Annotated in this window: 9 protein-coding genes and 1 pseudogene; 1 reads left to right on the top strand and 9 read right to left on the bottom strand. The window is 60.8% G+C overall.

Annotation, left to right across the window (positions count from 1 at the left end):
* The first annotated feature begins 59 nt into the window (after positions 1–59).
* Entirely contained in the window at positions 60–827 is a 768-nt protein-coding gene (locus HK20_RS10805; protein ID WP_086647067.1) for a response regulator transcription factor, read from the top strand.
* 48 nt (positions 828–875) lie between these two features.
* On the opposite strand, the gene thiD is transcribed toward HK20_RS10805, so the two are convergent.
* From thiD to HK20_RS10850, 9 genes and pseudogenes are all read right to left on the bottom strand, one after another.
* Positions 876–1,709: a bifunctional hydroxymethylpyrimidine kinase/phosphomethylpyrimidine kinase gene (gene thiD, locus HK20_RS10810; RefSeq protein WP_086647068.1), complete on the bottom strand. Its 834-nt coding sequence runs from the start codon at positions 1,707–1,709 to the stop codon at positions 876–878.
* A 19-nt stretch (positions 1,710–1,728) separates the two neighbouring features.
* Entirely contained in the window at positions 1,729–3,087 is a 1,359-nt protein-coding gene (gene glmM / locus HK20_RS10815) for a phosphoglucosamine mutase (RefSeq protein WP_086647069.1), read from the bottom strand.
* A gap of 145 nt (positions 3,088–3,232) precedes the next feature.
* The gene (gene folP / locus HK20_RS10820; RefSeq protein WP_086647080.1) at positions 3,233–4,264 is read right to left on the bottom strand and encodes a dihydropteroate synthase; all 1,032 of its coding nucleotides are present in this window, start codon (positions 4,262–4,264) and stop codon (positions 3,233–3,235) included.
* A gap of 95 nt (positions 4,265–4,359) precedes the next feature.
* Positions 4,360–6,288 (bottom strand): ATP-dependent zinc metalloprotease FtsH, encoded by a 1,929-nt coding sequence (ftsH, locus tag HK20_RS10825; protein ID WP_086647070.1) that lies wholly within the window; start codon positions 6,286–6,288, stop codon positions 4,360–4,362.
* 118 nt (positions 6,289–6,406) lie between these two features.
* Positions 6,407–7,768 carry a tRNA lysidine(34) synthetase TilS gene (gene tilS / locus HK20_RS10830; protein WP_233129188.1) on the bottom strand — a complete coding sequence of 454 codons (1,362 nt, stop codon included), beginning with the start codon at positions 7,766–7,768 and terminating at the stop codon, positions 6,407–6,409.
* On the bottom strand, positions 7,755–8,603 hold the full coding sequence (locus tag HK20_RS10835) for a hypothetical protein (RefSeq protein WP_369823059.1): 849 nt from the start codon (positions 8,601–8,603) through the stop codon (positions 7,755–7,757). The genes tilS and HK20_RS10835 overlap by 14 nt, the downstream gene beginning before the upstream one ends.
* A 146-nt stretch (positions 8,604–8,749) precedes the next feature.
* Complete coding sequence (pal, locus tag HK20_RS10840; RefSeq protein ID WP_086647072.1) at positions 8,750–9,223, bottom strand: peptidoglycan-associated lipoprotein Pal; 474 nt, start codon at positions 9,221–9,223, stop codon at positions 8,750–8,752.
* A 319-nt stretch (positions 9,224–9,542) separates the two neighbouring features.
* Positions 9,543–10,907: a Tol-Pal system beta propeller repeat protein TolB gene (tolB, locus tag HK20_RS10845; RefSeq protein ID WP_086647073.1), complete on the bottom strand. Its 1,365-nt coding sequence runs from the start codon at positions 10,905–10,907 to the stop codon at positions 9,543–9,545.
* 25 nt (positions 10,908–10,932) lie between these two features.
* Positions 10,933–11,561: pseudogene (locus HK20_RS10850) on the bottom strand (energy transducer TonB); the annotation flags it as partial.

Below are 11,561 nucleotides of genomic sequence, written 5' to 3' on the forward strand. Positions count from 1 at the left end.
GCGAGCCAATACAACCTCAAGGTGTATCACCCCATACCTGCAGCTATGTGAGGCCAGTCATGCGCATTCTATTTGCCGAGGACAAATTTACCTCCAGCCGGGCCATTCTTTCCGCCCTGAAAAAAGCAGGTTTTGCGGCGGATCTGGCCCGCTCTGGCCAAAACACCATAGAATTGCTGCGAAATTACGATTATGGGCTTGCCATTATTACCATGACCCTGGCGGACATGGACGGGTACACCATTCTCAACACCCTGCGCACGCTCAAGATCACAACACCCGTTATCATTCTTTCCAACGTTGATACGCCAGACGCCAAGATACGGGCCTTTACACTGGGGGCTGATGATTATCTGGCCGAACCGTTTGAATCCGCTGAACTGATTGCCCGCACACAGGCCATTCTGCGCCGCTCCAACGGATACGCCCACCCGGTTGCCCAGGTTGGCGCGCTGACCCTGAACCTGAACAACCACACGGTTACAGTCGGCAACCGCCCCATCCACCTGACCGGCAAGGAATTTGCCATTCTGGAACTGCTGGTGCTGCGCAAGGGCATTGCCCAGACCAAGGAAACATTCCTCAACCACTTATACGGTGGCCGGGATGAACCAGACATCAAGATTATAGACGTCTTTATTTGCAAACTGCGCAAAAAACTCCAGACCGTGGGTGCGGAAGACCTTATTTCCACCGTATGGGGCCGCGGGTACATTCTGCATGACCCGCAGGCACAGACACAGCCTGTTCCCACCCCCTTGATGGCCCCCCTTGCACACCGGCCTGTGCTGCCCGAGCCTGCTCTGCTACAGGCTGTTGGGGACTAATAAACCACCTGCTCCACACTGGATGTTCCCATAGGGAGCCAGCATTCTTCAGGACCGGGTTGCAGGGTACCAGGCATGGGCATGCCATAATGGCCCCGCCCCCCTGCCAAGTTCGGGGGCCTGCTCAATAGCATCATGCACATACTGGCAGGACTGCCGGACCGCATCTGGCATGGCGAGTCCCTGCGCCAGTATTGTTGCCAGCGCGCTGGCCAGCGTACAGCCCGTGCCATGGGTGTGCCGGGTTGCAATACGCTGCCCCACAAACTCGCGCGTTCCCGCCCCATCCAGCAGCACATCCACCAACGCTTCCCCCGCCAGATGCCCGCCTTTGAGCAGAATCGCCGCCCCCGTATGCTGGTGCAGCCATAGGGCTGCGGCCTTCATATCCTCCACCGTATGAATGGTAAGCCCTGTCAGCTTTTCCGCCTCAGGCAGGTTGGGGGTAATCAGGGTTGCAAGGGGCAAGAGCGTTGTACGCAGGCAGGCCAGAGCATCCTCCGCCAGCAGGGCAGCGCCCCCCTTGGCCACCATGACCGGGTCCACCACAACAACAAGATCAGGGGTATTGTCGCGAGTCCGGGCAATTTCTGCCGCCACGGCCTGCGTTTGCACAACACCCCCCAGCATGCCGGTTTTAATGGCATCCACCCCCAGATCATCCACAACACAGCGGATCTGGTCGCGAATAAACTGTGGCGGCACAGGCAGAATATCCTGCACGCCCTGTGTGTTCTGGGCCGTCAGGGCGGTTAGGGCGGTCATGGCATACCCACCCAGCGCCGTAATGGTTTTGATGTCGGCCTGAATACCCGCCCCTCCGCCAGAGTCACTCCCTGCTATGGACAGAACTCTCGGGCGCTGGGGGGCGGGGTGGGTCATGCAGAGGGGCTTTCCGGCTTCAGGCTGGCTGGGTTGCTTTTTCCAGCACAGCGCACATTTTGCTTACGGCCTCATCCACAAGGGCGGCATCTTCCGCCTCGGCCATAACACGCACCAGCGGTTCCGTACCGCTACGGCGTAACAGCAGGCGGCCCTGACCGGCCAATATACGTTCCACCTCATGCTGGCGTTCACGCACTTCATCCGTATCCAGCGGGCAGGCTCCAGCGTAACGGACATTACGCAGCTTTTGCGGGAAGGGCTGGAAAAGACGGCAGACCTCGCTCGCCGGGCGTCCGGATTCGACCAGAACGGCCAGAATCTGCAAGGCGGCAATCAGGCCATCACCCGTTGTGGCAAAGTCGGTCAGCACCATATGGCCCGACTGCTCGCCCCCCACATTCACCCCACGCTCCCGCATGCGTTCAACCACATGGCGGTCGCCTACGGCGGTACGTTCAAGGCCCACGCCCATTTTTTCCAAAAACCGTTCAAGCCCCATGTTGGACATAACCGTGGCCACCACGGCATTGCCCACCAGACGCCCTTCCGCTGTCCATGAGCGGGCGATAAGGGCCAGAATCTGGTCCCCATCAATCAGACGCCCGGTTTCATCCGCGATCAGCACACGGTCGGCATCCCCGTCCAGAGCAATACCAATATGTGCACCATGCTGCACCACGGCCTTGCACAGCGCCTCGGGGTGGGTGGAGCCACACTGTTCGTTAATATTCACACCATTAGGCTCACACCCGATGCGAATAACCTCCGCCCCCAGCTCCCACAGTGCTGTGGGGGCAACCCGGTAGGCCGAGCCATTGGCGCAGTCGATCACGATTTTCATGCCGTCCAGCCGCAACTTGCGGGGGAAGGAGGATTTAGCACTTTCAATATACCGGCCTGCGGCATCATTCAGGCGTGAGGCGCGGCCGATCTGGGCCGGGTCTGCCATATCCGCATGCAGGTCGGTCACCATCAGGTTTTCAATCGTGCGCTCATCCTGATCGGAGAGCTTGAACCCGTCGGGGCCGAACAGTTTGATCCCGTTATCACCAAACGGATTATGGGAAGCGGAGATCATGACCCCCAGATCGGCCCGCAGGGAGCGGGTCAGCAGGGCAATGGCGGGTGTGGGCAACGGCCCAACCAGTGTGACATCCATACCAGCGGACAAAAAGCCGGAAACCAGAGCACTCTCGATCATATAACCGGATAATCTGGTATCCTTGCCCAGCAGCACGCAGTGCCGGTGGTCCCCACGCCGAAAATGCAGCCCCGCCGCCTGCCCCAGCTTCTGGGCAATTTCCACCGTCATGGGCGCAACATTGGCAGTGCCGCGAATACCGTCTGTTCCAAAAAATCGCTTCATAATACTCATTCCATTCCGCAATCGGCAATGGACCTGAATACTCTGGCCGTTGCTGGCGGAAACTTCTGTCCTGTCCTGCTGCTCTTTCCTAAAACGGTTTTGGGTTGGAAGAAACCGTGTTCAGGCCACAAAAAACATTTTTGGCGCACCATGCTTACCCACCCTGCACCCCCTGCCAGATCCGAACCCCCTGCGCCATGCTGGCCACAGCGTGCACCCGCAGCAACGGGTTACCAAAGGGCATGGCCATAAGGGAGGCCGCCACCGTGCCGCTATCACGCAAGGCGGGGTCTGCCACACCTGTTAGCGTACCAATCATGCGTTTGCGCGAGAGAGCACACACCACACGGCACCCCAGATTGGCCAGCAGCAGAATACGGCGCAGCAGAACAACATTCTGCTCCTGCGTTTTGGCAAAGCCAAACCCCGGGTCCACCATCAGCCGCTCACGGGCAATGCCCGCTTCCACCGCGGCCTCCACCCTCTGCCCCAGTTCCCGCACTACATCGCAGGCCACATCGGTATAATGGGTGTGTTGCTCCATGGTCTGGGGGGTGCCGCGCATGTGCATGAGCACAACGCCACACTGCTGCTTTGCCAGCAAAGGCAGGGCAGCCGGGTCGTGCCCAAGGGCGGAAACATCATTGATCACGCGCGCACCCGCAGCCAGTGCACGCTCCATAACCAGACTGTTCCGCGTATCGACCGAGAGCGGCACATCGGGCATGCTCTGGCGCAGCCCCTCCAGCACCGGGCCAACCCGCTCCCACTCCTGCTGGGGGGAGACAACAGCGGCACCGGGGCGTGTGCTTTCACCCCCAATGTCGAGCACACCGGCCCCATCACGCACCATCTGTTCGGCCGCCTGTAGGGCAGAACCTGCATGGTAGTGCTGGCCTGCACAGCTAAAGCTGTCTGGTGTTGTATTCAGGATTCCCATAACCAGCGGCCCCGCAGGCAACCCGGCATCGGGCACGGGGGAAACAAGGCGCTGCATCACAGGTAGCCACGCATGCGGTACAGCGCCCACAGGCACGGGGCCAGAAGCGCTATCCCCTTCAATCAGCAAAACGGCTGTAAACGCGGCAGTACTGTTCTGGAATGGCAGGGCCACGCCTTGCCGTATGGCCTCCTGCGCCATTGGTCCAAACAGGAACCCCATGGGTTCAACCAGCCTGTGCCACATCGCCTTATCCTTTTTTACTGTCCCCACCATACAAAAGAGGCGGCACCGGGTGCCGCCTCTTCTGCTTCATATCCGTTTACTGCCGCACCCTGCCATTAACCGGCCTGGGGGGCGGGAACAGCGCCGCCATCTTCCGCCGGGGTGGGGGCTGGCGCTTCCCCCGTAACCTGCGGCACGGAGGCGCGGCGGTTAACCGGGCCATCATCTGCTTCTTCCGGCCGTTCAATCGGCTGGCCGCGCATGATCTGGCGGATTTCCTCACCTGTCAGGGTTTCGTATTCCAGCAGGGCTTCGGCCAGACGGTGCAGCTCGTCCACATGGTCATGCAGGTAGTTGCGGGCCTGCACGTAGGCTTCATCAATCAGGCGTTTGACTTCAACATCAATATCGCGCGCCGTCTGTTCAGAAAAATTGCGGGCAGCCCCAAAGAAGCTGTTGCCCTGATCTTCATCCGCATAGGCGATCATGCCCAGCTTGTCGCTCATGCCCCATTCGGTCACCATGCTGCGGGCAACACGGGTGGCCATTTTAATGTCCCCCATTGCGCCGTTGCAGATGTTGTCCTTGCCGTAAACCACTTCCTCGGCAACACGCCCGCCCATGGCCACCACAAGGTGGGCAATGGCGTTCATCTTGCTCATGGAGAGACGGTCGTCCTCGGGCAGACGCATGACCATGCCAAGGGCACGCCCACGCGGGATAATGGTCGCCTTGTGAATGGGCTCGCTCTCGGGCACCAGCACGGCGGTAATGGCGTGCCCGGCCTCATGGTAGGCGGTGCGTTTTTTCTCGTCCTCGCTCATCACCAGCGAGCGACGTTCAACGCCCATCAGCACCTTGTCCTTGGCGTCTTCAAACTCGCGCATGGACACCGTGCGGCGCCCAAGGCGGGCAGCGGACAGTGCGGCCTCATTGACCAGATTGGCCAGATCCGCACCGGAAAAGCCGGGGGTACCACGGGCAATAATGCGCGGGTCCACGTCGGACGCCAGCGGCACCTTGCGCATATGCACCCGCAGGATTTTTTCACGCCCGCTTACGTCGGGGTTGGGTACCACCACCTGCCGGTCAAACCGGCCGGGGCGCAGCAATGCGGGGTCCAGCACGTCGGGGCGGTTGGTGGCGGCAATCAGGATCACGCCCTCATTGCTTTCAAACCCATCCATTTCCACCAGCATCTGGTTCAGGGTCTGTTCGCGCTCATCATTACCGCCGCCCATGCCCGCACCACGATGGCGGCCCACGGCGTCGATTTCGTCAATGAAGATAATGCACGGTGCGGATTTTTTGCCCTGTTCGAACATATCCCGCACACGCGATGCGCCAACACCGACAAACATTTCCACAAAGTCGGAGCCGGAGATGGTGAAGAAGGGCACATTGGCCTCACCCGCAATGGCGCGGGCCAGCAGGGTCTTACCCGTGCCGGGGGGGCCAACCAGCAGCACACCTTTGGGGATTTTGCCGCCCAGCCGCGTGAACTTCTGCGGGTCCTTGAGGAAATCCACAATTTCCTGCAACTCGCCCTTGGCTTCATCAATGCCGGCCACGTCTTCAAACGTTACGCGGCCATGCTTTTCGGTCAGCATCTTGGCGCGGGACTTGCCAAAGCCCATAGCACCACGACCACCCGCACCCTGCATCTGCCGCATCATGAACAGCCATGCCGCGACCAGCAGGATAATGGGCAGGGAGTTCAGGAAGTAGCGCAGCAGCGGGCTACCATCCTGCTCCAGTGGCTTGGCTACAACCTCCACCCCTTTACCCACCATGCGCGAGACAAGGGAGGGGTCCATGGGGGCATAGGTCTCAAACGCGGTGCCGTCGGTCAGCGTGCCGGAAATATTGTGGTTCTGCATGACAACAGACCGGACATGCCCCGAATCAATATCGGCCACAAAATCGGAATATGCCAGTTGCTGGGCGGCATGCTGCGCCGTGCCCGGCTGGAACATGTTCACCAGTAACAGCAGTAGCAGGATAATGCTGACCCAAAGCGCCAGATTGCGACCTAAATTGTTCATCTTGCCCGAGTGTCCATACTTCTAGTGCGTAAAGCGCCGGAGTGTCCTGCCATCTTGCCCGGCGCCCGGGGAAAAAAGCAACCTTTGCTCTTATAAATGGGATGCCTGAACCGTTTTCCTAGCCCACAGGCCCCACATAGTCCTTGTTGTGTACTTTTTTGCACCCGTACACACCCATTCCGGTTACGGGAACAGGCGGTCTGAACTCAAAAAAAACATCTGCCCAGTCTGCCGTGCTGCACCACCCCAGATGCGGCACCGCAACCCGCTGCCCCTGCCACCACAAGGCGGGCAGCCCGGCACAGAACAGGGCTGGCCACCCGGCACGGACCTTGCGCGCCAGCCCGTAACCGGCAGCCCCCACATATACTCCGCAACGCAGCAGGGCAGAAGGGGCGCGCAGCACAAAGCGGCCATCCCATACAACGCCGGGGCTAGCCGCTACCGGCGCGCTCACACCAGCGAGCTCCCGGATGAGAAACCACTCATCGCGCCAGCTGGCAAGCTGGGTGCCAGCCAGTGTGCCCGCTCCCCCGTTTTTGTACAGCCGCGCTACGGCAGCCGGTGCAGGGGGGTACTGCTGCGCACCAACCGTGCGGATCAGCCCCGACAAAGTAGCCGCTTCGGGCAGGTTTTGCCCAAGCCCAACCCAGCCATGGGGGTAAAATGCGCAGGTCTGCGCCAGTGCCATGGCCTGCACCCTCTCACGCGCCATGCGCTGCGCGCCTGCATCCATGGCAAGGCACCAGAACTGCTCGGACAGGCCATTTTCCTGCAAGGCAAAGCGGACCCGCACACGCTCGGCACGCAGGTCCTGATTAGACGGGTCATCCACCCAGGCCAGCCCGGCCGCACGCAATGTCTGGCGCAAGGCCACGCGGGAAACGCCCAGTAATGGCCTTACCAGCCGCACATCCGGCGTGTGGCTGATCCAGCCCATGGCTGCCAGCCCATCCGGCCCGCTCCCCGCGTTGGAACGCATCCATGCGGTTTCGGCCTGATCATCCGCCTGATGGCCAAGGAGTAAGTCCACACAGCCAGCCTGCTGGCAGGCCTGCACCATGCGGGCATAGCGGGCCTTGCGCGCCCGTGCGGCCATGGCAGGGCCTTTGGTCAGGTCGGTCAGGGTTATCAGGCGGGCGGGCACGTCCATGGCGTGCAGGCGCTCCACCGTAAGCCGGGCCTCTGCCCCGGATTCGGGGCGTAACCCGTGGTCCACCACAAGGGCCAGCAGATTGCGCCGCCAGTGCCGGGCCAGCCATGCTAGCGCCAGACTGTCCCCCCCACCAGAAACAGCCAGTGCAACCGGGGGGCTCCCCGGTGCATCCGCACCCCACGGGCCAAGGGTGTCCAGCAATGCCACAAACCATTGCGGCGGAACCGGCTGGTCAGAAAAAACCGGGCGCTGTTCAAACCGGACCGGCAATCCCCCTACCCCCGATAACCCGAGGGTACGTGCTGGAGCATTAGTTACAGCCACCCTTACGCCCGTATATTTCCGCCGCATGGGCCACGCGGGGTGCGGGGGATGGGAACTCGTTATTCAGCTTGCCCAGTGCTTCACACGCGGATTTTTTGTCCCCCAGCGCCAGAAGCGAGGCCGTTACACCCAGCAGGGCATCAGGGGCCCGAGCGCTTTTGGGTGACTGACGATACGCATCGTAATACGCCACGGCAGACTGCCGATACTGCTTTTGCCCGGCAAGGGACTGGGCCAGCAGGAACTGCGCATCCACCTTGAATGCCCCTTTGGCACTTTTAAGGGCGGCCTCGGCATTGTCATGCGCGGTATCGTAATCCCGCTTTTGCAGGGCCGCCTTGCCCGCGCTCAGCAGGGCATCGGGCGTAGTGGGGCGTGCCGCAGGCTCTGCAGAGGCTGCGGCTGCCGGGGCTGCACTGCCCCCTGCCCCAGCCTGCGCGGCAAACTGGCTATCCGCCACCTGCTTGGACAGGGCTGCTGTTTTTTGCTGGAGGTCATTGGTCAACTGGTCAATTTCGCCACGCATGTCGCGCTGCTGCTGTTCCAGCGTGCTGACCCGCTCCAGCAGCTGGGAGACCAGATCCCCATTCACAGCCGATGACCCACCCGCAGAGGCAGATGGGGGGGGAAGTGCCCCGCCCTCGCTCTGGGAGGCCTGCATCTGGCTCATGGCCTGCTTGAGGGCAAGAATCTGGTCCTGAAGGGCAATGCCTTCCCGGCTGGTAACATCCTGTGCATGGCCCATGGGGCTGGTTGTGCCCATAAGCACGGCCACCAAGCCCGAAAGCACCAGACCATGGCGAACAACGCGTACTGCTTTAACCCGGGACTTCATTGAAAACCTCACCCCATCGATAAGAAACGGGCAAGGATTCCATCATTCCGTCCCGCAAAACAAGACACGAAATACAAAACAGGCCGGGCTTTGGGGCCCGGCCTGTTCCGTTTAATCAGTCAGATTTCAGATAATGTCTGAAAATCTTACTTCACAGCCGTAATGGCGTTACGGTTCTGTGCCCATGCTTCTTCGGTGTCGCCCAGAGCGGTGGGGCGGTCTTTACCGTAGGAGATGGTGGAGATGCGCGAAGAGGTCACGCCTTTTGCCACCAGATAGTCACGAGCGGCGTTTGCACGGCGCTGACCCAGAGCAATGTTGTATTCTTCGGTGCCGCGGTCATCGCAGTTGCCTGCAACTTCAACGTTCACCTGCGGATACTTTGCAAGCCAGTCAGCCTGCTTCTGCAGGGTGGTCTTGGCGTCTGCGCTCAGGCCGCTCTTGTTCAGGTCATAGAATACGCGGTCCCCCACGTTGGCGACCAGATCAGCTTCGCTGCCCGGCACCGGGCCAGACGGCTGAACAGCCGCGCCGGTGGAAGCACCCGTGTTTGCATTTTCGTGCGCACAGGCTGACAGAAGAGCAACCATACCAAGCGCAGCAACAACTTTCAGTCTCATGTGTCGGATCCTGAGAATTAGCCTTAGGGCTATTCGGAGAAAAAGAAGTTAATAACCTTGTATCTCCGCGTATTCTTCTGCTCCCCTCCGAACCCTTCGAAGAGCCGACGAATTTTGGAGACCATTCCGCCGTAAGCCATAGCTTATGCGGCCGGTCAAGCATGTTCTCTGTTTCTCATACCAGCCATACCTTGACTGATACCCAAACAACACACCCCGGCCCCAAGCACAATAACCCTAAATTACGAAATTATAAAGAAAATTAGGGCGGAATTATGAAAACTTCTCCCGCCCCAAAGCCGAGCGGGAGAATAATCCTTCACCCGTTCAGGGGGGACCATGCCGGGTCGGATGCCCCTTCTGGCGTCGGAATAACGCGGTCGTTAAAGCCCGTAATATCGACCATGCCGATAATGGAACTGAATCCGCTCCCACCCGCGCCGGCGCGGCTCTGGCGGCAATAGGCCAGCACGCGCCCGTTGGGGCAGAAGCTCGGGCTTTCCACCGTAAAGCCTTCGGTCATGATCCGCTCACCCGTGCCATCAGGCTGCATGACCCCAAGGGAGAACATGCCCCCGGCAATGCGGGTAAAGGCGATCAGGTCTCCACGGGGGGACCATACGGGGGAGCCATAAGTGCCCTGCCCGTAGGAAATGCGCTGCGCGTTCCCCCCGCCTGCAGGCATGATGTACAGCTGCGGGCTGCCGCCCCGGTCGGAGTTGAAAACAATCTGCGAGCTGTCCGGGCTGTAGCACGGGCTGGTGTCAATCGCGCCCGAAGCCGTAAGCTGCCTGCGCGCGCCCGAGGCCAGATCGACCGAATACAGGTCCGACCCACCATTACGGGTGACGGACAGCAGGACCGAACGCCCATCGGGCGAGAAGCGCGGCGCGAACGAAATCCCCTGAAAATCACCCAGAATCTGCTGCCGACCTGTGTTGAGGTCGAACAGATACACCCGCGGCCGGTTATTGGCGTAGGACATGAAGGCGACCTGATCCTTGGCGGGGCTGAAGCGGGGCGTCAGCGTCAGCCAGTTCCCGGCCGTGAGCATGCGGGCATTGGCGCCATCCTGGTCCATAATGGCCAGCCGTGTGCGCTGGTGCCCACGTGGACCAGAACGGGAAATAAAGGCGATACGGGTATCAAAATACCCTTTTTCACCCAGCATCCGCTCGTAAATCACATCGCCCACAATATGGGCGATACGCCGCCAGTTGGCGGAAGATGTTGTGTAGGCCGTACCCTGAATCTGCTGCTGGCTCAGCACATCCCACAGCCGGATTTCCACCCGCACGGATGCGCCACTCCCCGTAACGCTCCCCGTAACCTGCGCATGCGCGCCAAGGCCCTTGGCGGTGGCAAAGTCGGGTTTGGCGGCAGTGGACGAGCCGGGAATAACCTTGAACAGGCCCGTGTTGTTCAGGTCGTTGGTCAGTACTTCGGCCATCTGCTGGCCAAGACCGCCCCCAAAATCGGGGATGATAATGGGGATAGGAGCCGTGCGGGCCTGATCCACCGTAATTTCGGCTTCTGGCGCGGCTGTGGCGGCAAAAGCAGCCAGCGGAGTGGCCAGAATGCCCCCTGCGGCAACGCTTGCGCCAAGCAGGGTACGGCGGCGCAGCGCGCCCACCAGAGCATCTGCTTCCTGATCGGAAATAAGAGGCCGGGTACTCATCAGCATGTGTTTTCCTCCGTGTGGCCTGCTTTTAAGGCCTGAAGACAAATTTGAGTTGCCGGGGCTGCCCAAGAAGCTCCTTGGGAATCGGCAGTTTGGCGCATGTGGGGCTTAACACGGCCGCGCGGGCACGCTCGGCCAGAGCACGGTAAGACGCATCCGCACTCATACGGGCCTGTGTTTCCGGGGCGAACTGCACAATCCGTGCCTCGCCCGTTGCATCCACGGTTACAACCAGATGGGCCACAAAACTGGCATAGTCCTTGGCCGCCGTATCTTCCGAATAGCAACGGCGGACGGATGCCCCAATGGCCTTTTGCTGCCCAACGCTCAGGCTGCCCGTAATGTTACTGCCCACGGGTGATCCACCCCCGTTAGGGGCCCCACCGGCAAGCGGGTTGGCCCGCGCCTTGGGGGCGTGTGTCTGCTTCTGGTCCGAGCGGAAGGTATCCAGCGTTTCCAGCAGCGAATGTGTGTCCGGCTCGCTCTTCTTGGCCTTGTTGGGCTGCGTCAGGTGCGAGGGCACCACCATGTCGGGCAGCGTATCCGTCTGCTGCGTCATGGGGGATGGGGGTGCCACGCTGGTAGACGGCTTGAGCGGCGCCGGGGGGGATGGGGGCGTCTTGACCGCCTCTGGCGAGGGTTCCTCCGCCTTGGGGG

It is taken from the genome of Acetobacter sp. DsW_54 (assembly GCF_002153575.1).
Lineage (GTDB): Bacteria > Pseudomonadota > Alphaproteobacteria > Acetobacterales > Acetobacteraceae > Acetobacter > Acetobacter fabarum.

Excerpts from the sequence above, each read along its gene's own strand:
- glmM (WP_086647069.1), bottom strand. The coding sequence starts at position 3,087 with ATGAGTATTATGAAGCGATTTTTTGGAACAGACGGTATTCGCGGCACT.
- pal (WP_086647072.1), bottom strand. The coding sequence starts at position 9,223 with ATGAGACTGAAAGTTGTTGCTGCGCTTGGTATGGTTGCTCTTCTGTCA.
- HK20_RS10805 (WP_086647067.1), top strand. The coding sequence starts at position 60 with ATGCGCATTCTATTTGCCGAGGACAAATTTACCTCCAGCCGGGCCATT.
- thiD (WP_086647068.1), bottom strand. The coding sequence starts at position 1,709 with ATGACCCACCCCGCCCCCCAGCGCCCGAGAGTTCTGTCCATAGCAGGG.
- ftsH (WP_086647070.1), bottom strand. The coding sequence starts at position 6,288 with ATGAACAATTTAGGTCGCAATCTGGCGCTTTGGGTCAGCATTATCCTG.
- HK20_RS10835 (WP_369823059.1), bottom strand. The coding sequence starts at position 8,603 with ATGAAGTCCCGGGTTAAAGCAGTACGCGTTGTTCGCCATGGTCTGGTG.
- folP (WP_086647080.1), bottom strand. The coding sequence starts at position 4,264 with ATGTGGCACAGGCTGGTTGAACCCATGGGGTTCCTGTTTGGACCAATG.
- tolB (WP_086647073.1), bottom strand. The coding sequence starts at position 10,907 with ATGCTGATGAGTACCCGGCCTCTTATTTCCGATCAGGAAGCAGATGCT.